This is a genomic window from Aurantibacter sp. (genome assembly GCF_039941195.1).
Classification (GTDB): domain Bacteria; phylum Bacteroidota; class Bacteroidia; order Flavobacteriales; family Flavobacteriaceae; genus Aurantibacter_A.
On record NZ_JBDVFA010000049.1, the window covers coordinates 12554 to 37323 of the forward strand.

At 34.0% G+C, this 24770-nt stretch carries 20 protein-coding genes; 5 read left to right on the forward strand and 15 right to left on the reverse strand.

Annotated features, from left to right (window positions below; genetic code table 11):
- Positions 1–17 precede the first annotated feature (17 nt).
- The 14 genes from ABJF52_RS08350 to ABJF52_RS08415 all read right to left on the reverse strand — a co-directional run bounded on the left by ABJF52_RS08350 (position 18) and on the right by ABJF52_RS08415 (position 19458).
- Positions 18–863 carry a hypothetical protein gene (locus ABJF52_RS08350; protein ID WP_348148996.1) on the reverse strand — a complete coding sequence of 282 codons (846 nt, stop codon included), beginning with the start codon at positions 861–863 and terminating at the stop codon, positions 18–20.
- 33 nt (positions 864–896) lie between these two features.
- A complete protein-coding gene (locus tag ABJF52_RS08355; RefSeq protein ID WP_348148997.1) occupies positions 897–1730 on the reverse strand; it encodes a DUF2490 domain-containing protein in 834 nt (277 codons plus the stop codon).
- A complete protein-coding gene (locus ABJF52_RS08360; protein ID WP_348148999.1) occupies positions 1727–3682 on the reverse strand; it encodes a hypothetical protein in 1956 nt (651 codons plus the stop codon). Before ABJF52_RS08360 ends, ABJF52_RS08355 begins: the two co-directional genes overlap by 4 nt.
- Positions 3683–3888: 206 nt before the next feature.
- Positions 3889–4476, reverse strand: a complete 588-nt coding sequence (locus ABJF52_RS08365) for a DUF6515 family protein (RefSeq protein ID WP_348149001.1) — start codon at positions 4474–4476, stop codon at positions 3889–3891.
- A 188-nt stretch (positions 4477–4664) separates the two neighbouring features.
- Entirely contained in the window at positions 4665–6551 is a 1887-nt protein-coding gene (locus tag ABJF52_RS08370; RefSeq protein WP_348149003.1) for a heparinase II/III family protein, read from the reverse strand.
- A gap of 104 nt (positions 6552–6655) precedes the next feature.
- Entirely contained in the window at positions 6656–8431 is a 1776-nt protein-coding gene (locus tag ABJF52_RS08375; RefSeq protein ID WP_348149005.1) for a RagB/SusD family nutrient uptake outer membrane protein, read from the reverse strand.
- A gap of 19 nt (positions 8432–8450) precedes the next feature.
- Entirely contained in the window at positions 8451–11681 is a 3231-nt protein-coding gene (locus tag ABJF52_RS08380; protein ID WP_348149006.1) for a TonB-dependent receptor, read from the reverse strand.
- 506 nt (positions 11682–12187) lie between these two features.
- A complete protein-coding gene (locus tag ABJF52_RS08385; protein WP_348149008.1) occupies positions 12188–12925 on the reverse strand; it encodes a response regulator transcription factor in 738 nt (245 codons plus the stop codon).
- A gap of 1 nt (position 12926) precedes the next feature.
- Positions 12927–13958: a histidine kinase gene (locus ABJF52_RS08390; protein WP_348149010.1), complete on the reverse strand. Its 1032-nt coding sequence runs from the start codon at positions 13956–13958 to the stop codon at positions 12927–12929.
- 6 nt (positions 13959–13964) lie between these two features.
- Positions 13965–15185: an ABC transporter permease gene (locus ABJF52_RS08395; RefSeq protein WP_348149011.1), complete on the reverse strand. Its 1221-nt coding sequence runs from the start codon at positions 15183–15185 to the stop codon at positions 13965–13967.
- Positions 15186–15187: 2 nt separating this feature from the next.
- Positions 15188–15931, reverse strand: coding sequence for an ABC transporter ATP-binding protein (locus ABJF52_RS08400; protein WP_348149013.1), 744 nt, complete (start codon positions 15929–15931; stop codon positions 15188–15190).
- Positions 15932–15936: 5 nt separating this feature from the next.
- Complete coding sequence (locus ABJF52_RS08405; RefSeq protein WP_348149015.1) at positions 15937–17154, reverse strand: efflux RND transporter periplasmic adaptor subunit; 1218 nt, start codon at positions 17152–17154, stop codon at positions 15937–15939.
- Positions 17155–17159: 5 nt separating this feature from the next.
- The gene (locus tag ABJF52_RS08410; RefSeq protein WP_348149017.1) at positions 17160–18491 is read right to left on the reverse strand and encodes a TolC family protein; all 1332 of its coding nucleotides are present in this window, start codon (positions 18489–18491) and stop codon (positions 17160–17162) included.
- Positions 18492–18693: 202 nt separating this feature from the next.
- Positions 18694–19458, reverse strand: a complete 765-nt coding sequence (locus ABJF52_RS08415; RefSeq protein ID WP_348149019.1) for an SOS response-associated peptidase — start codon at positions 19456–19458, stop codon at positions 18694–18696.
- 174 nt (positions 19459–19632) lie between these two features.
- Between ABJF52_RS08415 and ABJF52_RS08420 the strand changes: the two genes are divergently transcribed.
- The 5 genes from ABJF52_RS08420 (at position 19633) to ABJF52_RS08440 (ending at position 24007) form a co-directional block, all read left to right on the forward strand.
- Complete coding sequence (locus ABJF52_RS08420; protein ID WP_348149021.1) at positions 19633–20373, forward strand: phytanoyl-CoA dioxygenase family protein; 741 nt, start codon at positions 19633–19635, stop codon at positions 20371–20373.
- A gap of 185 nt (positions 20374–20558) precedes the next feature.
- On the forward strand, positions 20559–21251 hold the full coding sequence (locus ABJF52_RS08425; protein ID WP_348149023.1) for an orotidine 5'-phosphate decarboxylase / HUMPS family protein: 693 nt from the start codon (positions 20559–20561) through the stop codon (positions 21249–21251).
- 24 nt (positions 21252–21275) lie between these two features.
- Entirely contained in the window at positions 21276–22301 is a 1026-nt protein-coding gene (locus ABJF52_RS08430; RefSeq protein ID WP_348149025.1) for a zinc-binding dehydrogenase, read from the forward strand.
- A gap of 6 nt (positions 22302–22307) precedes the next feature.
- Positions 22308–23090 (forward strand): SDR family oxidoreductase, encoded by a 783-nt coding sequence (locus tag ABJF52_RS08435; RefSeq protein WP_348149027.1) that lies wholly within the window; start codon positions 22308–22310, stop codon positions 23088–23090.
- 23 nt (positions 23091–23113) lie between these two features.
- Positions 23114–24007: a sugar phosphate isomerase/epimerase family protein gene (locus ABJF52_RS08440; protein WP_348149029.1), complete on the forward strand. Its 894-nt coding sequence runs from the start codon at positions 23114–23116 to the stop codon at positions 24005–24007.
- Here ABJF52_RS08440 and ABJF52_RS08445 read toward each other — a convergent pair.
- A complete protein-coding gene (locus tag ABJF52_RS08445; RefSeq protein ID WP_348149031.1) occupies positions 24000–24755 on the reverse strand; it encodes a DUF1080 domain-containing protein in 756 nt (251 codons plus the stop codon). The genes ABJF52_RS08440 and ABJF52_RS08445 overlap by 8 nt on opposite strands.
- Positions 24756–24770: the final 15 nt, after the last annotated feature.

Below are 24770 nucleotides of genomic sequence, written 5' to 3' on the forward strand. Positions count from 1 at the left end.
ATTAAGAAAAGACCTTATTACTTTTCTTGCGTTACAAGTTTGTCATTCTTCCAAATGCCTTTGGTCACTATTTCACCATCTTTTCCGTAAAAAGTACCCTTTCCGTTTCTTTTATCATCTTTCCATTGACCCACATATTTCTCTTTGTTTGGCCAATAATACGTACCTGTTCCGTTTCGTAAATCATTGGAGTAACTACCAACATAGTATTCACCATCTGCCCAATAAAAGGTACCTTCCCCGTGGCGTTGGTTATTTTGCCAAGACCCTTCGTAACGACTACCTGTATTAAGTATCGCAACACCTGTTCCATTTGCCATGTTATTGGAAACTTGACCAACATAGTGCATTAAACTTCCTTTCTTATTCTTAAATTTTAGATACTCACCTAAAGATTTATTTCCTAATTGACGGCGCATCGCTGCCAACTGTACTTTTGCTTTTTCTAATGCAAAACTTAATGAATCCCTTTTATTTAAATCGAACTTTACACGTCGTTCTAAGGCCTGAAGTGAATCTAAATTAGTAACAACACTATCTTTTATTACCGTTGTTTTATCTGCTTTTAAATCAAGTAATTGTTCTGCTAAACCAATTCGTAATGGTATTCTATACGGATTGTCTTTTACATTTTTGAGTTCACTATTGTAAGCATTCAAAGCTTTTTTATAATCGCCTTCAAGTAATATAGAATCGATACGCATTACTTCTTTAAATTCTGCTAAACTTTCGTCAATTTCTGCCTGCTTAGTTTCTTTTTGTTTTAAATCATTATTCAGACTTACAGATCTAAAAAGATAAAAAAGGGCTACCCCAGCAGTCACTGCGAATAAAATATAAGGTATGGCAATTCTCTTTTTCATTAATGAAATATTACTTTATAATAACTAATTAGTTTAATCATTCAAATGAATAGCGGGTAATTTATTTTTAACTCTCCTAAAATCAGGTGAATAATACATATGTACCCGTAACGTAAATGTTTGCTTAAATTCTCCAGCGTTTTTTAAATCTTGCCCCATAGAATATAGCCCACCTGCTGCTACTGTTAAACGTGGTGTTAAGATGTAACCCAAAGTTGTTGTCAAACGTAAATCTTCCATTACACTACCTACAACAGCTTTACCACTCTGCATGATTAATTCCGTTTCTGGTGCAACATAAAATGTTTTAGGAACTAATTTATGGTTGTTTAGAGGGATTTTAGCTCTAAATAAGTAACGCCATCGGTTTCTAAAAATATATTCACTATCGTCTTCAAAACCTTGAGTCCATCGATGCTCTATTCGAATACGATGATAAACAGTTGCACTATAAACAGGCATAGCGAATTGATATTGGTGCCAAATACGCCATTCTGGCACTAAATTTCTGTCTTCAGATAATGGATCTGTATTAAAATTAAGTCGTAGCACACCACCCAGACTAAAATTTACTTTTTTAGAATAAATATAACCTAAGGCATGGCGATTATATAATTGACCAACTTGGCCTACAAATGGAGTGCTTTCGGTTTCTTCAAATCTAAAATGTGTCTGAGCATCCCAATACAGTCGTTTTGAGATTCTTATTTTTCCATAAGTATTTACCCAAAGCTTGGTTTTTGCATGTTTGTATTCCGATTCCTTGGGCAGGACTTCATATTCCTCTTCCTGTGCAAAACTCTTCGTGTAAATACATCCGAACAATAGGAATAAAACCCATACTATTTGTTTTGAATTTCGCATCATTGCTCTTTCTTAACTGTTGGGTTAATATTCATTAATTCTAAAACCATTTTTGGATCTTGTTCTCTTTTTAATTTGCGTTCTAACTTATGAGTATCTTCATCTCTCAAAGTCATCATACGCTCATGAGTAGCTTTATACAAATTAAGCAAGGTACCGGCATTGGTGCAATTTAGATTAGTGCTTACTTCATTAAGTAAATAAGGTTCTAATACTTTGCGATATGCAGCAGTTATACGCTTTTTTATCTCTTCCGTCATAAGGTTGGCCATAAAAGGATTCCAAACTTGATCCTGATAATGTTCAACTATTTCTTGATTTTTGACCGGATGAAGTAATATTTCGTCTTCTAATTCTTCTAAATGTTCAAAACACTTAGTGAGATGTTGACCAAACTCAAGTTTTTCTTCCAAATTCTGCATATTAGAATATGCACTTAGATTTTTATTGGCTACAGCTTTTATTTGCTCTAAACCAACAATCAAATTATTTGGAAAAGTAGCGTCAACGGAATCAATAACACTATTTAAATTGTTTATTTGAGAAATCATTTGTTCTTCAAGCGCAATGAATTGCTGCTGACGTTTCTCTTTTGCTAATTTTGGACTAAGTATTTTTTGAATGGAAATTAAGCTGGCTTCTGCATATTTGGTCATTTGTAAGATTCCGTTCAAATTCTTCTCAGAAAAAGAATAAGCATCAGCATTCGAATTTATAAATGAACTCTTATCGCCAGTTAACTGACCTAGTTTAATTTCTTTTGAAGGAAAACCGTTGGGTAGAAAATGTTCAATTAAATAATTTCGATCAACATATTCGAGTATTTTCTCATCATTCAAATTCAATACTCCTTTAATAGGATATAGATACTGTTTAGAAATAGAATCTACTACACTGTAATAATAATTAGCTTCTTCATCAGATAATTTTAAAATATTCAATTGAGTATCAGCTAAAAATGAAGAAGCAATAGAATCTGATTTTAAATAACTGTCTTTAATATTTTGAAGTTTGGTAGCCGCAATAGAATCTAAAGGAAAATAATTAACCTTTACTTTAAATTCAGGTAGAAATGTTGCTTCGCCTAATGAAGATAAAATGGTGTCTAACTTTTTATAATAATCTGCATTTTCAGCTAATAAACTTGGTATACCACTTGACTTTAAAACAGTTTCATGAATATTATCATTTTGAAATTTTAGAATTTTTATAAACCGTCTATCTAAATTGATAATGGTTTGATTTGAACTATCGGAATCAACTTCTATAAGATTTACTTCATTTAGAAGTCCATTATTTAGGGTACTTATTTTTATTAGTTGACCACTATTAAAATACCAGCTATGTGTATTACCCACCTGATTTTCAGAATAAAAAGTCCATTCATCATGAGCTAGTCCATCTCTTAAAAACCTTCCTACAAGTGTTCCTTCGGTATTTTTAATTTGAAAATTCTTTTGAGGTATTCCATTATCAAACTCTATTGAACTTTCAAACAGTGTTTCTAAAACCTCAGAATTTTTAATTTGATTTTTTGTGTAAACCCATTTGCCGTGTGGTTTGCCTAAAACTAAAATTCCGTTAGCATTTTCTTGAACTCCACTTACATTGAGTTTGTATTGAAAACCAACCACCTCGGTTATACTATCAGATTTAAATTCTCCAAAATCAAACTCCCATAAACCACTGGCTATATTCTGCTGGAATTCACCTTTAAATAAGAATGTTTTATCTGCTTTAGACAAAAGAGCATCCAAATTAGATTTTTGCATTTTAAAAGTGCCATCTAAAATGGTATCATTGTTAGAAACAAAATACTGATAATCAGCAATACCCGAATATTGGGCGATTTCTTTAGGTCCAGAATACCTTTGCTTTTCCTGACCAAAAATTGTAGTAGAAAACAGTAAAAGAATTAAAAATGATACTGGCCGAATAATTTTACGGAGTGTCATGTATTGAAATTGGTTTGTTTACTTAGTTACAATTCAATACGAAAAAGTATCACGTTTGGATTTTTTCAACCTTAAATACTTTATAACAAACCTATTATTCCTACAATTTAGTACGTTTTATACCCAGCAAACTAAGAAATCAATGAAATAATAAGGCACTTACCGATTTAACAGTAAGTGCCTTATTTTCTTTTTTAAATAATATACTATTCCATATCAATAATCCCTACAACTTCATACGCGCGCGTACCATCAACTTGTACTTTTTCATATAATATATTCGCGTACTCATAATACGTTTGTCCATCGATTATTACTTTTTCGTAATTATCAGGTAATTCATAAACTATAGTACCAATTTCTGGCTCCACAACTTCATAATCAGAACCTACTTGCGAATAAAATGTACCTCCAACACTAAAATATATATGATTGTTATAATGAACCCTTCTAAAATTTGGAGGTAAAGTTTTAATTCTAAATCCAATTTTGGGTGCAATAACTATGTAGCGTCCTCTTGAGGCAGTATAAAACTTGTTATTAGCGTAATAGTAGTTACGTCCTTTATGTTTAATGATAGTTCTGTTTGGTACTGTTCGCACAGAGACTACTTTCTTTTTAGGTGTTTTATAAACGACTTTAGTACTGGATACTCGATTTGGCGTTCGTTTACTAATAGTTCTTGTAGTTACAGTTTTAGTTGTTGTACGCTTTCTTGTTTGTGCCATTCCTGAATAGGTAAATGCAACAAGGAAAAGTGATGTTACTACATATGTTTTAATTTTTGTTTTCATAATTCTAATTTTTAAAAAAGGTTAATAATCTTTTTTACACTTATCTCTTTGACTTTTAATTTTGATGATGGTTTAAAATTAGAAATGTCTTTATGAGAAAATTAACAATTAGATTTATGGATATAGGAAACACTAAAAAAGGCATACTTTTTAGAATATGCCTTTTAAAAATTAACTTTCAATTATATTTAATCGCCTGATAATCTAACCTTTAGCGATGTTTTATTGTTTTTTAATATATAGGCAGGTAATCTAATCTCAATTCTTTTTAAACCTGCTATTTGTCTATCTAACTTTAATGGAGAAGGATCTAAAGAAATGACGGATACTGTCAGTTCAGGATGTGATAAATTCTCTAATTTCAATTGTTTTCCTTCTTGATGTAATATTGCACCTCCATCAATAATTTCAACATCAGCTAAAGTTAACATTTGCCATGTAATTAGTTCTGTAGATTCTGATGCTACTATAGTATCTTCGATTAACAATGAAGTAGGACTATCTTTTACAAATCGACGCTGTGCACTTTCCAATTGTCCTTTAAATGTTGCAGTTAAGTCTATTGTAGCTTCTGGCTGTTTACCGTCTTTAAAATTAGATATTACGGCCTTCCCATCAACAACATGATGCTTATTATTAACAGTGATGGTACTATGTCCAAAATTATTTTTGGTTAAAAGTGTCCAACGTTGGCAATCTTGACAACTTTTCCAAAGATCAAACCCGACACTTTCTAGTGCATGATAATTTTGATTGCCCGGGTCAATAGACCATCTAACATCATTCAATTCAAAAATAAAAGATCCACCATCCATATTTCCATGAGGAACAGTTCCTCTTCCTCCTTTTCCACCGAAGTAATAGTTATATGGGTCAGAACTTTCATTTTTAAAAATTACAATAGGATTGGCACCATCACCTTTCCATGTTGTTGGAGTAGATATACTTTCCTTAGGTTTAAATTGAGAAATCCATACCAAACTTGCTCCATCAGTACGACCTAATTTGCCCATGTTTTCCGCAGAAGTCAAAAAACGTTCCTTCTCAAAAAACTCAGAATTCCCTGTTTTCATAGCAAACCATGCTAGTGTAGTATCGCCATTTGCCTTTCGTTTGTCTCCACAGTCTGCAAAATTATAATACCAACCGGATGGTGCATTGCTCAGAACCCTAAATTCAGCACTTTCTTTTAAAGCAGGATAGTCAGCCAAACCAAAATCGGTATTAAAAGCACTTTCAAACATTGCTGCTGTAACTACGGTAAAAGAGGTACCATAAGACCAATAGGTAGAACCTTCCGGATATACACCATCTGGTCCATACGATATTAGTGCCTGTGGAATACTATCTAATGCTCTTCCTATTGTTCGAGCAGCTAATTCAATATCTTTATCGGCCGTTACAATCGAAGCTGCAACCATTCCTCCATGGCAAACTTGATTCCAATTATTATAACCGCCTACCCAGCCAGTATTACCTTTTTTATTATAACTTGGCTTAATACCTTTTTCGATAAGTGCTGTTTTTGCAAGCTCAATTGTACTTTGAGGTAAGTCACCATCTGTCCAATCAATACCAAAGGCTACTGCCATAGCCATTTCAGCTACATCTAAATAATGTGAAGGATTCCAATCGGAAAAACTACAAACGGCCTGTAGTTCTTTATCAATGCGGTCTAAAATAATTGGATCTTTTTCCATTTTATAAACCATTCCTAACATGTTGATACGATATAACATTTCACGCGATACATGCAATAAACGTCGACCTTCTAAAACTCTTTTAAGCAAAGGTTCTTTTTGAATAGCCTTAGCATTTAATTTTATTGCCTTATATAGGTTTTTAACAACCGGGTCGGTTTGTAGTTTTTTCTTTAATTGTTTTTCAATTTTAGCATTCATTACGAGTTTTGGACCTTTTTTAGGTAATTTTCTCTTTAAGTATGATACGCTGATTGGGTTTTCTAATTGAGGTATTTCATGTGCAGCTACTTCTTGCGCCTCAATAGTCTGAAGTGTACTAAGTAAAAATAAGGGCGTAAATAATAACGAATAAAGAATATTTTTAAAAAGCATTTGTAATTAGTTTTGTAATTATTAATATGTTGGTTTTGGTATTGTAAAAAATAAAAAGGCCATCTTTTTGAGATGGCCTAGTATTTATTAATTATTGTTTAAACTTACCAGCCTGGGTTTTGTCCTAAGTTGGGGTTTTGTGATATCTCAGAAAGCGGAATTGGCCATAAGTAATGCTTACTTTCATCAAATTGTGGCGTAGCCCAATCGGATCCACCATAAGGATCAATATACGTTTTTCCAGATTCAGGATCTACTGCACTAAAAGCTGTAGCTCCTTCATATCGTGCTTCTGCCGCGGCATCCCATAGTATTCCGTAATCTTTTTTCGCTAATTTTGATCCTTGTTTCCAACGTCTTAAATCATCATAACGGAAACCTTCCATAAATAATTCCACACGACGCTCTCTTCTAATTTCTGCTAGTAAAGGGGTAATACCATCACCTGTATAACGTGGGTCTACGGGTACAGCGTTTATATCTAAATGTGGCATACCTACACGATCACGCAATGCGTTAATAGAAATATCTATATCTGTCTGTGTTATGGTACCCAATTCAGCAACCGCTTCGACATAATTTAATAATGCTTCACCTAAACGTAATGTAATTGCAGGAGTCCAAGATGTATTATATGAACGATAGGCTGCTGCAACATCATAAACCTTAATGATTTGATACCCTGTTGCACTTTTTTCACCCCCTACCATGCCGGTTACACGTGGATAGGTAAAATCTCCACTATTTCCAAAGTTATAGAATTCACGATCTTCTGGATGTAATATGGTTTGTCTTAGTCGCGGGTCTCTATTTACAAAAACATCTTCAATTGTTGCATCACCAGCGTATTCATCTGACAAGGTAATAGGTAAACCATCGGTACATAGATAATCTTCCACCATACTTTTGGTGGCACCTCCATTATATCCTCTCCAATACGACATTACGTGGTTTGTATATTGTCCCGGATCATATTTTCTCCAAAGAATAACCTCAGAATTACCATCTAAATCCAATTGACGATGATATGCATTATAATCATGTAATGGATCTCCAGTTGAATACAATGAAAATGGGCCATTGTCTATTAATTCTTTGGCAGCATTGGCTGCTTCGGTAAGCCACATTTCACTATTTGTACCACCATGGTACTTTTGCCAAGTACCTTCAAAAAGACAAATTCGAGACTTTACCAATAATGCCGCCCAACGATTCAATCGACCATGATTGCCACCATCACCCCAAGATTCTGGAATATTAGCAGTTGCAAAATTTAAATCAGCTAGAACATTTGCCATTACTTCATCTCGTGGAGTTCTTGCACTAAACAATTCTTCAGATTCTGTACTAAGTTCCTCATCCATCCATGTTATGTCTCCAAATTTAGAAACCTTGTCAGCATAAAACCAGCCTCTAAATAATCGTGCTTCAGCTCTATATTTATCTTTAACTTCTTCGGCAACATCAGCAAGGTCATAATTCTGTAGTCCAATATTTAAAGATCTAACAAAATTCCAACCCGAATACCCATACCACTGAGCGCTATTTGGCACTACATGTATACCGGCTCGAACAGATCTGTATCGGTCATGTCTACTATGTTGTGCCGTAATATTATCAGAAAATTCATCTAAATACCAGATACCGTACTTATGACTATTAAAACCATCAGAATGCCCCATCATAGGTGGTACAGTATGGTCTTGTCTTGCCAGATTGTAAAAGTTATTGTTATACACCTGTAAGTCGCTTTCAGTTGCCCAAAAAGTAGCATCACTAACACTATCTAGAGGTACTCTTTCTAAAAAGTCATCGTTGCAGCCAAACAACAGTAGTACTGCCGCAAACCACATTATATTTTTTATTTTATTTGTTTTCATAGTATATAAATTCTTTTGATTAAAACGACACATTCACACCGAAGGTTAATATTCTTTGTAAATAGTATTCCTGAGTTACGGTAAATACGGATTCAGGATCCAATGGCTTATGCATTTTTGTAGACTCCCATAAATTTTGTCCAGCAAGATATAATTGAAATTTGCTCATCCCCAATTTATCCACTAGCGTAGTTGGTAGGTCAAAACTCAACGTAATATTTTTAAGTCTTATGTAAGAAGCATCTTGTACATATCTTGACTGTGGAAGAATATTGCGTTTATCAGAAGTACCTATAAGTGGTTTTGCAAAGTATGCATCTGGATTATCAGGACTCCACGATTCCGTAATGTAATAGTTTTCTACAAGATTAGCATTATTAGGATAAAATGCATTCCAGTTACCATTACTTGGTAAGTAATCTCTAAAAACGCCTTGAAAGAACATGTTTAAATTCCAATTTTTATAACTTATATCTGGATTGATTCCAAAAGAATAACGAGCTGTAGTATTACCAATTATTTTACGATCACCTGGATCTTCAAGGGTAGAACTACCACTGTCAATTTTACCATCGCCATTTAAATCTGCATATTTTATATCTCCTGCAGACCAGTTATTGCCAATAGGTGATTGATCAGGAGAAGCGGCTACTTCTGCATCTGTTTGGAAAATGCCAGCAGTTTCGTAACCCCAAATTTCACCAACTTGTTGGCCCACATAATATTCAGATATTGCTCCAGATGGATTGTCGTATTTCGTAATTTCCGATTGGTTATCAGAAAGTGCTAAATTCAAGCCCCATCTACCATGTTCTCCAAAGGTATCGCGCCAGTTTACTGAAAGTTCCCAACCTTTGGTACGCAAATCTGCAGCATTACTTGCTGGAGCACTAGTACCCAATAAACCTGGATAATCTATAGACATTAACATGTCTTTGGTGTCACGAGTATAATAATCCGCAGAGATTGCTAGTTTATTTTTAAAAAGTGCTAAATCAATACCAATGTTTTTAGATTCTACCGTTTCCCATGTTAATGAAGGACTTACTAAACCACCAGGACCTACATAAGGTGTTCTTCCTGATCCTAAAATATATGGTGAAGTACTAGAACCTAAACTAGTAATGTATGGGTAATTTCCATATTCTTCTTCTACGGATTGATTTCCTAAAGAACCCCATGATCCACGTATCTTAAATTGATCTAACCAATTAGCATTTTCCATAAAAGACTCTTCTGAAACAATCCAACCTGCTGAAAAAGATGGAAAAAAGCCAAATCGGTCATCTGTAGGAAAGCGAGAAGTACCGTCATATCGACCATTTGCTTCAAACAAATAACGATCCTTGTAAATGTAATTAAATCGATAAAAAGCACCACGTAGAGAGAAATCAGACTCATTGCCACCAGTAGTTTGTGTTCCTGTAGTGGCACTTATATTGGTAATTAATGGCGTTATTAAAGTTTGTGCTCTAGCTTGGAAATAACGCTTATGCCCCCATTCCTGGTTAAAACCAATCATCGCTTTTACCATATGATCTTTTTCCTCATTATCTGCATTAAATTCATATTCCGCAAAAGCGTTAAAAACATAATATTCATTTCGATTATTTGATTCTTGGATGTAGTCATTACCACTCAACCCATTGGTAATCATTGGGTCTGCATTTAAATCTGTACTTACTACATTAATCTTGCTTGCTACATCTTTGTCATTTCTACTTACAGTATTATATGAAAATTCACTTCTAATTTTCAAGCCTGTAGCGGGCTCTAATGTTGCTCCTTGTGTTAACCATAAATCACTTGTTACAAAAGTATCACGACCTCCATCTTCCAAATAAGGTAAGAAAATATTACTACTAAAGTATTCACCAATATAAGGCTCATAGGTAGCGCGATCACCTGGTGTTTGATAGTATGGTAAATCAGGAAATTCTACAGGTGTAATAGGTAATACACGAGCTACAGAATTAATGTTTACATCCCAATTGTAGAAATGTGGCTTATCACTGTTTTGATTGTTGTAAACAATTTTAGAATCTAAATTCAACCAATCGTTTACTTGAAAATCCATTTTCATTAAAACATTGTATCGATTGTATTTTTCGTTTTTTTCAGTATTGTTGATATAGCCGTCTTTTTTAAGATAACCTAAAGAAGCATAATACGACGCTTTTTCAGTTGCTCCGCTAATACTAAAATCATAGGTTTGTTGCGGTGCAAAATCTGCTATGGCTCTATTGTTGTAATCGTTATTACCATAATATCTAAGATTTCCATTTACAACTTCCCATTCGTTTTCAGAAATTGGATTTTGAGAATAACGCAGCGTACCCGCAACAAATGCATCATCGTATCTTGGCTGACCACTGGTATTAATAGTAGCTTCATTGATATAATTTACAAGTGTATAAGGATCTTGAACAGGATCGATATGGAAAATAGGCTTCGCATACGATTGTTGCGTACTAAAATTTATTGATGTCTTTCCTACTCTACCTTTTTTAGTTTCGACTAGGATAACCCCAAAAGCACCACGAGCTCCATAAACAGCCGCGGCAGATGCATCTTTAAGCACTGAAATACTTTTAATATCATTTGGATTAATTCGTTCCAAATCCATCGGTACCCCGTCTACTAATATTAAAGGGCTACCTCCATTAATTGAAGTAAATCCTCTAATATTGAAATCTGCACTATTGGTTGGATCTCCATTTTGAATAGAAATATTTAAGTTTGGTATAACACCTTGTAAACCTTGTCCTGCTGAAGTAATTGGTCTATTCTCAAGACGTTCCGAATCTGCAATACCTACAGAACCTGTTAAATTCTTCTTTTTCTGCGTACCATAACCTACAACTACTACTTCATCAAGTTTTCCGGCGTCAATTGCAAGATTTGCATTCACAGTAGAATTACCGCCTACCGCAATTTCTACGGTTTTATATCCAATATAACTAAATACTAGTATAGCATCAGAAGCTACCGATATGGAGTAATTACCATCGAAATCGGTGACTGCCCCCTGATTTGTGCCCTTTACAACGACACTTGCACCTGGGAGGGGGATTCCGTCTTCATCATTTACAACCCCAGTAACGGTTGATTGTAATTCGTCAATTACGATTTCTGGTTCAAAATTAGTGGTATTCGCAAACGTTTGCGAAATACCGAGAAAGAAAAGCAGCGCTGGCAATAAATAACCAGCCGCTTTTGGCATTAGTTTCTTTAAGCGATTTTTAATCATAATAGTTTTCCTTGTTTAGTGATTAGGGTTAATAATTGAGATTGTTGAAATTTTGATTTTGAATTAAATAGAGTAGATCTCTTTTAAAAGAGTTTTCCATTTATTTGTTGAGTTAGTTAATTGGTTGATGTAAAATTTTGAGCTTGAGCATAGAAACGTTAACGTTAACGTTTCTATGCAACTAATATAGGAATACAATTAATATAAAAAACAAAATGTGTTAATTTATTTGTGATATTCTTAATTTTTAAACATAAATATTATCTCTATATAAATAATTTATATTAAAATTTTAGAAGTACTGAATATACAATAATGTGAAGAATATGTTAATAAGCCCTTAATTTACCGATATTTAGAGCTTTTTTAAACTGTAGAATTTCCTACATATTTCTATATAGAATTTACCAATTCTATATTTTTTAAAAATGATTATTTTTTGTAAAAAAATGAGCCCAATAATTTGCCCCAAAAGTAAAAATGAGAAAAAAATGAAGAAATTTAACTCAATTATTTAGTGAGTTCTTGTTAATAAAGTTTAAAAAAGTAGATTTATATTGATCAGAAATTGTAATTCGTTGTTTGTTAATTATTATCTGACTTCGCTCTATTACCTCAATGTTTTTTAAAGAGACAATGAACGAACGATGTACACGCATAAAACTTGATGAAGGTAATTCTTCTTCCAAGGATTTTAAACTCATCAATGTTAAGATGGGTTTAGGATTATCCTTTAACCAAATTTTTATGTAATCCTTTAGACCTTCAAAATAAAGTACGTCTGCTAACTTAATTCTAATTTGTTTGTATTCTGATTTTACAAAAAGAAATTCTTTTTCTTCAGGTTCAGGCTTAGTTTTGGACTTACCCTTCACCAATGAAAACCATTCTTGTGCCTTATTTGCTGCTGTTAAAAATTCTGCATAGTCGAAAGGTTTCAATAGATAATCTATAGCCTCCACTTTAAAACCCTCTAAGGCATATTGATCAAACGCGGTGGTAAAAACTACTCGAGACTCTTTTGGAAGCATTTTTGAAAATTCAAGTCCTGTTAAATCTGGCATTTGAATATCCAGAAAGAGTAAGTCCACCTTTTCTGTATTCAAAAACTGCATTGCTTCAATAGCACTATTGCATTTTTTAATCAGTTTTAAATATGGCGTCTTTTTTACGTAACTCTCCACTAGATTAACAGCCATAGGCTCATCATCTACTATCATACAAGTTATTTGAATAGCTTCCATATTACGTTTCTATTTGTAGATTAACTCGATAAACACCTGCTTTAAGCTCTTTTTTGAAGGTATGTTTGTTTGGATATAGTAGTTGTAATCGTTTTTCTAAATTAGGTAAACCAATACCACTACCACTTTTATCACTATCCTGTTTTGGGAAATTATGGTTTTCAATGGTAAAGTCTACGATATTACCTTTTATAGTCATATCTATTGAAATTATGCTATTCGTATTCGCAGAAACCCCATGTTTAAAAGCATTCTCAATTAATGATATAAATAATAAGGGAGAAATTTTAATTTGTGAGTCACTAATCGGGAAACTAGACTCAACCTCCGTTTTATCTGTTAGTCGAAGTTTCATTAAATCGATGTATTTCCTCATAAATTCAATTTCTTTCGAAAGTGAAACCAATTCTGTATTCGTTTCATAAAGAAGATAGCGCATTAATTTGCCTAGACTATGAATTGTAGATTTTGCTTTATCCGGAGAAATATCTACCAAAGAATAGATATTGTTTAATGAATTAAAAAAGAAATGTGGTTGTAATTGATATTTAAGATGTTGCAATTCAGTTTGCAATTTAAAATTATCCGCTTCCTTTTTTTCGGCCTCCGTTTTCACCCATCTTTTAGTCGCTTTTATGGCGATGGAAAATAACAAGGGAGCTGCGTATGAAAGCATTTGAATGTAAAGAAACAATTTAAACGGAGGTCCGTTCCTATTTTCAGTAGTAGGTTTTTTAACGAATTCATAAAAGAAATTATCTTCAATGAACTCTTTAGAAAGAATAAAAAATGCAATTATAAAAATATTGATACCGATAAAAAGTAAAGTTTTCTTTGTAAAAAGAAATCGATCTATCAGCACAAAATAATTTAGATAGAATATGATGGCGTAAAAGAACATCGGAATGAAAAAATGGGCAATAAGCCTATTTACATCCTGTTCCTGTCCGTAAGACAAGATAAAAGGCATACTAAACAGCACCAACCATATGAGTAGGTGCTGTATAAATAGTATTTTATTGTTTTTATACATAATTACTTATTCGTAGCGCAATGCCGTTATTGGATCTAATGCCGAAGCTTTTTTTGCAGGGTACCATCCGAAGAATATACCAGTAACTGCACATACCGCAAATGATATAATAATCGAATACAGCGCTACACTAGTTGGCCAATGTAAGAACTTTTCGATAAAAACGGTAGCGCTTAGGCCTAAGATTACACCTAAAAGTCCGCCAGTAATACTAATTAAAATAGCTTCTATTAAAAACTGCATTAAAATATCTGAACCCTTACCACCAACAGCCATACGTAGCCCAATTTCCTTTGTGCGTTCTTTTACAGAAACATACATAATATTCATAATTCCAATGCCACCTATTAATAATGATATACTTGCCACAGCAACCAAGAGAATAGTCAACATTTCGCTAGTAGAACTGAAGGTTGAGATTAATTCTTCCATAGAACGAACAGAGAAATCATCCTCCTCATTATCCATTAATTTATGTTCGGATCGTAAAATTTCAGTCACTTCTGTTACAGCATCTGGAGCATCATCTTCACTAACGGCTGAAGCCATTATTTGATTTAGATAATCTATAGCTAAAATTCTTTTTTGTACTGTTGTATATGGTGCAATAACAACATCATCTTGATCTTGGCCAAAAGTATTTTCTCCTTTTTCTTCTAAAACCCCAATAACTTTAAACGGAATATTATCAAAACGAATCATTTGCCCAACTGGATCTTGTCCGTCAGGAAAAACATTGTCTACAACCGTTTGTCCAAGAATTACCACTTTGGAGGCTGATTTTACCTCGGCATCGGTGAACATACTTCCGCTTTGTAAACCAACTACTTTAATTTCTAAATATTGCGGATTTACCCCATAAATGGTACTAGGCCAGTTGTTGGCTCCGCTAATAACCTGTCCACCGCCATTCACAACAGGCGTTATATAGCTCAATAGCGTTGATTTATCTTTTATAACCTCATAATTTTTAAGCGTCAGTGTTTGAACATCACCACCACTACCCCTTGCAGGACCCCTATCATCAGTACCGGGTCGAATGGTAATCATATTAGAGCCCATACTAGAAATTGTACTTCTAATACTTTCCTTTGAGCCTTCACCAATAGCAAGCATAGCGATAACAGATGCTACACCTATTATAATGCCCAACATTGTTAATAATGTTCGTACTTTATTTAGTACAATAGCTTTATATGCGATTTTTAATAGATTTAATAGTCTCATAATTAGTCTTGTTCTTTAGGTAGTTTAGCTAATTCATCCGCCGCAGATTGTACATTATTATTGGCATAATCTTGGATTATATTTCCATCTTTCAATACTATTGTTCTACTGCTAAATGTAGCAATATCTGGTTCATGGGTTACAAATGTTATTGTAATTCCCTGCTTATTCAATTCTTGAAATAAAGACATAATTTCGTATGAGGTTCTAGTATCTAAATTACCAGTTGCCTCATCAGCTAAAATCATTACTGGATTGTTCACAAGTGACCTTGCGATTGCTACACGCTGTTGTTGACCTCCTGAGAGCTGTGATGGTGTATGATCTAATCTATCTCCTAACCCTACCATTTCTAATGCCTTTATTGCGCGCTCTCTTCGCTCTTCAGTTGATACTTTACTATTGTATAAAAGTGGTAATTCTACATTTTCAATAGCTGAAGTTCTAGCTAGAAGGTTATACGATTGAAAAATAAATCCAATTTTTTCATTTCGGATAGTAGCCAATTCGTTTCTACTTAAATCCTTCATACTAACACCGTCAATCTCATAAGTTCCAGATGTTGGTTGGTCTAAACAACCTAATATATTTAACATGGTACTTTTACCAGAACCACTAGAACCCATGATGGTAACGAACTCTCCTTCTTTAATAGAAAATGAAATACCACGTAGGGCGTGAACTGTTTCTGTGCCCATGGTAAACTCACGCTTTAGGTCTTCTATTTTTATAATTTCTTTACTCATGACGCTTATTTTTTACCTCCCGGTGGTTTTGGCATGAACGGACTTTCTTCTGACCCACCTGCAGGAGCTCCAGATTGTGTTGCTTCAGATTTTAAACTATAAACCAACTTATCGCCTTCATTAATACCACTTAATATTTGCACGTTTACTCCATCACTTGCTCCTAATTCTACCTTTTTTGCAGAAATAGCGCCGTTAGATTCTAATACCCACACTAGTGTAGTACTATCTTCATCGGGCATTGGTCCTCCTTGTGGGCGTTCAACCGTTAAATTTTCCTGTTCATTATATGCCATCATTTCTGGAGGAGTTGGCTTAAAGTTAATCGCCTTCGCCTCTACAGATAATACATCCTTTAATTCTAAGGTGTAAATTGAAATCGTAGCTGTTAGTCCAGGCTTTAACTTTAAATCTGGATTGTCCGCTTTTATTACCACAGTATAGGTTACTACATTTGACGTGATTGTTGGATCCAATCGTACTTGAGTTACTTCACCTTCAAATTCTTGTCCTTGGTAAGCATCTACTGTAAAACTTACACGTTGCCCCTCTTTTACAACACCTATATCAGCTTCATCGACATCTGCTTCAACTTGCATTTCTTTCAAATCTTGAGCAATAGTAAATAATGTAGGAGTGCTATAGCTTGCAGCAACGGTTTGTCCTTCTTCAATATCTCTTGATAGCACTACTCCATTTATTGGTGAATAAATATTGGCATAACCTAAATTTGTTCTTGCCTGTTGTAGGTCAGACAAACGTTGTGTAACAGTGCCTTTAGCCGTTTCGTAATTGTACAGGGCATCATCGAAATCAGATTTACTTATTACTTGATTATCATACAAAGTCTTTTGTCTTTCGTAAATAGTTTGTAGGTAATTGCTATTACTTACTGCATTGTCATAGGAAGCTTGTGCTTGTGTGGTAGCGGCTTTAAGATTAGTTTTATCCAGTTCGGCTATCAACTGTCCTTCTGTTACCACACTATTGTAATCCACATATATTTTTTCAACTACACCAGAAACTTGTGTTCCAACATCAACTTGGTTTATTGGTTCAATAGTACCAGTTGCTGTAACCATAGTTGTTACATCGCCTTTTTTGGCTGCTATAGTTTTAGCCTCAATAGCAACGTTTTCATCGCCTTTAATAAAGCTATAGGCTACAAAAGCTATAATAATCAATGCGATACCGCCTATTATAAATTTTCTGTTATTTTTCATTTTAATTAAAGTTTAATTTCGTTTCCTTGATAGAATTGTAATAATTGATGGTATAAAATATTTAGGTACTTCGATTGTAAATAGTTCTGTTGGGCGTTAGTAAATGTGTTTTGGCTAATTACTAAATCAGTTGTACTTAAATCTCCCAACTCGTATTTTTTCTGTGCTAAATTATAAGACTGTTCTGCTGCTTCTTGAGAAACTTCTGCCGCTATTAATTGTTCTTGTGATGAAAGTGCATTTTGGTAAGCTGTTTCTACTTTCTTAATAACTTCTTTTTCTACAGTCTGCTTTTGAATTTCTGCTTTTTCAATATTAAAATTGGCCGTTTGTACCGCCGATTTTGTCTGATTTCGATTGAAAATGGGGATGGATAAGCTTAGACCAATTTTTTGATTAAAATTTACATCTAACTGGTCTGTAAAAGTATTGTCATTTATACTAGTGTAACCTGATCCAATACTACCTATTAATGATAATGTTGGTAGATACCCGCCTTTTGCAATTTCTAAATCTTGCTCATTTATAGAAATATTTGTGCTACTAGCAGCTACTTCTGGAAGAAAATCTAAAGCATTAGAATAAATCAGCTCCTTATTTAGCTCAAGATTTATTAAATCTAAATTTTCATCTAAAGTTTCAATTTGTAAATCCTCTAAAGGAGATAATTCTAATAATTGTTTTAAGCCTATTATATTGAGCTCATAGTCATTTTTTGCTGCAATTACATTGTATTTGTTGGTCGCTGCTTGACTCTGGGCTTCAGTATAATCGCTTAGTGCAATGGTACCGGCATCCAATCTAGATTTAGCTCTAAGCACTTCTTTTTCTGATGCATCCAAATTATTCTCAGCAATCGTTATGCCTTCTTTACTAAATAAAGTCTGTAAATAAGATTCTAAAATACTAATCACAATGCTGTTCTTAGCCTCTTCTGCTAGCAGGCTATTCTGTTCAATTACTAACTTATTTTGCTTTACTTGATTATTTAATTGATTTCCCTGAAAAAGTGTTACTGAACTATTGATGCCTAAATTGGTACTATGAATTTGATCAGAAACATAATCACTAGTAATAGGATCAATAGATGTTCCGCTCGAAAAATTTTGAGAAGCACTACCAAAGAGATTAGGTAGTTTTGCAGATTTAGCCTTATTATAATCAACTTCTGAAATGCTAGTATTTAAATCGGCATCTTTTACGGTGATGTTGTTGTCAATAGCGTACGTTATACAATCTTCTAAAGACCATATTTTCGAATCGGAATTGGTTAAGACTTCTTGCGTAAAAACAACTTGTGCAAATAAGAAGCTTGCTATGGCGATATATAGTTTCATTTAAAATGTATTTACAATTAACACTTCAAAAGTGAAACTTTATACTTCCTTATTAAAAGAGAATAGAAGTTTGACCTAAATGACTATACGAATTCTGTTATTTTATCGACGAATGTTTTAAAGAATTTAATATTTGTTTATCTGATGTGTAGTATAATTTTTTAGATAATTTTAAATGCAAATCGAGTGAAAAAGTAGATGATTAAAAATTCGTTAATTCTTCATATTTAAAGGGCTGAGAAATTTCTGCTATATTTCCAACATATGCTTTCCCTCTTAACCGTTTAACCGTATATGCTTCTAATTTTTCTGCAGGATATTCTTTTTTTAGTTCTTTTATCCTACTCTCTTTTAAATCTTCGATTAATGGATTTAACCATTTATCTTCATCTTCTTCTGTTAGTATTAATGGCATTCTTGGTTCTGAAAGTTTAGGGTTGTTATGTATCTTTTCAAGCAAAGAATTGCCTTTGGTCGTAACTATAGTAAAAGTTGTGATTTTACCGCCATTACCATCCTTATAAAGACTATATAAACCGGCTAATGCTAGAGGCTTACCAGTCTTGTTTTTTATAAAAAAAGGGAAAGTTTTACCATTAAAATGATGGTGTTCATAAAAACCATCTATATAAATAATACAACGATTATTATTTGCAGCATTTTTGAAAGAAGGTTTTTCAAAAATGGTTTCACCCCTTGCGTTAATAGTTGAATTCCATATTTTTTTAAGTTGTACTTCGTCATTAACCCATGGTGGTACTAGTCCCCAAGTGGCTACCATAGGAAAGAATGGAGATTCATTTGTATAAATTAAGACTTCGGGATGATTGAATCCCGTAGCATGATGCAGCGGTAAATCTGTTAAAGGAACTAGTTTTTGAATAATCTCATCAATGGCTTGCAAATCGCCATGTTTTTGAGCTCTTTTTAACTGGGCTTCAAGACCCGCTTTGATATCGTAACACATAAATTAAGCACAATACTATATTAGGAAACTCCTCCAATTTATCATTTTATAATCTAAAACGATTGTTCCCGTATAAAGTTCTATTCTCTCAAATATAACTCATAATCCTAATTATTTTAAGATAATTGAAGTTAGATATTTATTAAATTAGAGCGTAATTTTTTAAAGATAAAAATGTTAACAGCGAATGAATTTGAGGCTCTTGAAAGAGATGGTTATGTTTCTTTAGGGCAACTATTAAACAAGGAACAAGTTGAAGCGATAAATAATACTATAGATGAGCTTATTCTTATTGAAGGGAAAAATGCTGGTTCTGAATTATTTGAATCTAAATATATAAGACATCCAAAAGAGGAAGGTGCAGATCGCCTTGCAGATTTGGTGAACAAGGGTGCTATTTTTGATGTTTTTTACACCCATGAAAAAGTTTTAGCTGGTATTTCTGCAGTTTTAGGTGAACATTTTAAGCTTAGCTCTTTAAATTATAGAGCAGCAAAACCAGGATTAGGGCATCAAAAATTACATGTAGATTATGGTAATTCTATTGCCGATGGGCAATATAAAGTTTGTAATTCTATCTGGTTATTGGATGATTTTGTTGAAAATAATGGCGCCACTCGAATAGTTCCAGGTACACATAAGTCAAAATTACTTCCAAATGAAGTTATGGATGATGTTAATTTATCACATCCCAATCAAGTTTTAATTCAAGCTCCGGCAGGTTCCGTTTATATTTTCAATTCACACGTATGGCATGGTGGTACCACAAACTATACGAATAAATTTAGACGGAGTATTCACAGTTATTTTTGTGCTAGTGACCAACCACAACAATTGGATCAAAAAAAATATATTACTGAAGAAACTAAAAAGCGTATAGATTTAAGATATCAAAAAATATTAGATGTTTTATAATGATATTTATAATTTAAAGGGTCAAAATTCTATAGATTATTGATATTTATCTTGCTTTCTTTTTTTAATTGATAAAGTATTTTTACGGAGAATAAACTAATTTATAGAATCTGAATACTACAATTGTCAAGCGCTGACCCTTGTTAATAACTAAAGGTTCTTGAATACATAAATCTATATTCTTAATGAAACCTATTGTTCAAATTTCTCTCGATTTAACAAATATTGATGAAGCTCTAGAAACCGCGGCACTTGCTTTACGTGCTGGTGTTGATTGGCTTGAAGCAGGTACTCCACTACTTTTAGCAGAAGGATTACATGGTGTTCGTAAATTGCGAGAAGCTTTTCCGAATGTGCCCATTGTAGCAGATTTAAAAACAATGGATGGTGGATATCTGGAAACAGAAATGATGGCTAAAGCCGGTGCTACACATGTGGTCGTAATGGCTAGAGCGCATGAAGAAACTATTAAAATTGTAGTTCAAGCTGGACATGATTTTGATGTTAAAGTTATGGGTGATAACTTGGGATGCCCTGATATGATTGCCGGTGCGAAACGTTTAGAAAATTTAGGTTGTGATTATATTGTGCATCATGTTGGCTATGACGAACGACGTGGAATAGCTGCTCAAGGACTTCGAATGCCCAGTCCATTAGATCAATTAAAAGAAATTGTTGAAGCAGTGAACATTCCTGTACAAGCAGTTGGTGGACTATCATTAGAACAAGCAATTCAGTGTCCTATTTATGGAGCACCATTAGTTGTATTAGGAGCACCATTAACTATCGATGCAGATGCATTTAAAACTGCCGATGGTGATCTTGAAGGTTCCTTACGTTTGATTTGTGAAAAAATACATTCGTTCGAAGAAGTATAAATTCTATTAAAATATATAAGAAATATGAACTCCATTGCTGTTGTAAATTACGCAGAAGAAAAAGGAAGTGTTGAGATACGTGAAATTGCAAAACCAATTATTGGGCCAGATGATGTATTATTAGAAGTTGCAAATGTTGGTGTTTGTGGTAGTGATCTTCACCAATGGACATCTGACCATAGTTGGCCCGTAAATTATCCTGTTGTACTTGGACATGAATTTGGAGGAAATATTGCAGAAATTGGCAGTAATGTTCAGGGATGGAAAGAAGGTGACCGTGTTGTTAGTGAAACAGCTGCTGTTATAGACCAAAATAATCCAATGTCAAAACAAGGATTATATAACCTAGATCCTACTCGGAAGGGTTTCGGATATGGCGTAAATGGAGCTATGACTAGATTTGTAAAAGTACCTGCTAGATGTTTGCATAATGTGCCAGATAAATTACCTTTTGAACAAGCATGTTTAACAGAACCATGTTCGGTTGCCTATAATTCTGTGGTTGTCAATTCTAATATCAAGCCAGGAGATCGTGTACTAGTCATTGGTCCGGGTACGATAGGAATTTTGTGTGCTGCAATGGCTAGATTATGTGGTGCAGAAGTTGCCATAGTTGGTTTAGAACAAGATAGAGGTCGATTAGAAATAGCGTCTCAATACGGCTGTGAAGGAATAGTTGGAGATGCCAGTGAGTGGGCGAAAAAACAGGATGGTCTTGGAGTTGATTGTGTTATTGATGCTGCCGGAGTTAGTGCCACTTTAAAAATGGCTTTGCAATTAGTACGGCCAAATGGACAAATAACAAAAGTTGGATGGGGTCCAAAACCTTTAAACTTTTCCCTTGACCCATTGGTGCAAAAGAATGTTAGATTGCAAGGAAGTTTTAGTCATAATTGGCCAATATGGGAGAAAGTACTCTCTTTATTAACTTCAGGTCGATTAAATGTGAACCCTATTATAGGAGGTGTTTGGAACCTTACAGATTGGCACGAAGCATTCGAACAAATGCATACTGGAAAAGTAGTAAAAAGTGTATTAAAACCTAACTAAACTAAGATGCGTTTAAAAGACAAAGTAATTCTTGTAACAGGTGGTTATACAGGTATTGGTAAGGCAATCGTAAAACAATGTTTAAAAGAAGGTGCCAAAATACTGGTAAATGGACTCCGTGATGAGAAAGGTCAACATCTAGTAGGAGCTTATAATCCATCGCAAATAGCTAAATACACTATCGATATTACTGAGAAAGAAGCTCCTGAAAAGTTAATTCAAAAGGCTATTAACCACTATGGTAAATTAGATGCGGTAGTAAATAATGCTGCAATTGTTGCTTCTTCAAATATTGATACTACGAATATCGAGTTTCTAGAAAAATTGTTAGCCATAAATACTTTGGCTCCATTTGCCATTATTCAGAAGGCTTTACCGGAATTAATAAAAACGCGGGGATGCGTTGTAAACATTGGTTCGATAAACTCTTGGAGTGGTGAAGAAAATTTATTAGCGTATAGTATTTCTAAAGGCGCTTTAATGACCATGAGTCGTAATCTTGGTGATTCTTTATTCAGAGAACATGGTGTTCGTGTAAATCAAATAAACCCAGGATGGGTATTAACAGAATACGAAAAACAAAATCAAAAAGAACAAGGGAAAAGAGATGATTGGTTTAAAAATCTATCCAACGTTTTTGCTCCCGCTAAACGAATATTTAAACCTGAAGAAATGGCCATGGCAGCTATTTATTTACTTTCCGATGAAAGCGGACCCATTAGTGGTCAAGTTCTTGAAGTCGAACAATTTCCAATGATTGGCCGAAATCCACCAAAAGGTGATTTATAATCAAAACTAAAATTTAGAACAAAATGCCCAAACTAGCAGTATTTCCTAAAGCATTTATGCATGAACTTTGTAAAGATGGAACTATGAAGGTTTCTGAATGGATAACTTTAGCCTCGGCACTTGAAGTTGATGGAATCGAATGGTACGCCGGATTTCTTGAAATGGAAGATAAAACCAATTGGCCACTTTTTAGAAAGGAAGTTGAAGCGAATGGAAAAGTAATTCCAATGTTATGTTGTTCACCCGATTTTACGCATCCTGAAGCATCATTTAGAGCAAAAGAAATCGAAAAACAACTTAGTTGGATACGGATGACCGATATTCTTGGTGGAAAATATTGTCGCGTGCTCTCTGGACAACGTAGACCTGAGCTTACCATTGATGAAGGCGTCCAATTGGCTGCAGAATCCATTAAAGCCTGTTTACCTTTGGCTGAAGAATTGGGAATTACTTTAATTCTAGAAAATCATTACAAAGATGATTTTTGGGAATATCCTGAATTTGCCCAACAAATGGATGTATTTTGTAAACTCGTAAATAGTATTGACCATCCAAATTTCGGAGTTAATTATGACCCTAGTAATACATTTTTGGCGGGAGAGGAACCATTAGATTTACTCTATAAAGTATCGGACCGAGTGGTTACCATGCACGCAAGTGATCGCTATTTATTATCAGGTACTATTGAAGATTTAAAGAATGAAGAAGGGGGTTCGGTAGGATATGCAAAGCGATTAAGTCATGGTGAAATAGGCAAAGGACTTAATGACTACGATGCAATTTTTACCGAATTAAAGCGTGTAGGTTTCGATGGTTGGATAAGTATAGAAGATGGTGTAGATGGCATGGACCAACTCGAACGTAGTGTTCAATTTTTAAGAAAAAAAATCAAACAATATTGGCCAGAGTTTACTTGATAACTTTGGCTGTTTGTGCTTCGGAAGTAACACCAGAAGGCAATTCTATAAGTTTAAAATTTTTAAAGTGTATTTCAGCACCTTCCGATTCTAAACATAAATAGCCTTTCTTTATGGTCGATTTACTGATGCCATTTACAAATTTTCCATTTACAGAAAGCTTTATTGTACCATCAACACAAACTACTTTATAATTATTCCACTCTCCTTTTCCTAATGCTCTATTTTCTATAGATTTACTTCTAGTGCCCCTAGGGTTATCTGTTTCCGTAGTAACACCTCCTACTCCAAAAAGTTCGCCATGAACATAGGCAATTGGTGGTTTTTTACCATCTCGCGTGTTTAAATTTACCCAGTCTAATTCTAACATTTGTACTTCTACACCACCTGGTAATCGCGATTCAGGATCTGGACTTGCGTCACTCCAAACAAATACACCTGAATTACCTCCAGCTTCCATATGACGCCAATCTACTTCTAATATAAAGTTTTCATATTGCTTTTCAGAACGCATTACCCCAATTGGTAATCCTCTACAAATAAGCAGTTCGCCTTCATTTCTCCAAGTATCTTCAGCGGTATTAACATTAATCCAGTTTATAGCTTTTGACTTTTTAAGAACTCCATCATTTAAGTCGTCGAAGCCTATTTCTTTACCAAAAACAATATCAGCATCTTGTCCATGAATTAATCCGATAAAACTGAAAATGAGTGTAATTGATACAGTAAACTTTTTATAATTTTTCATGAATATTATTTCAAT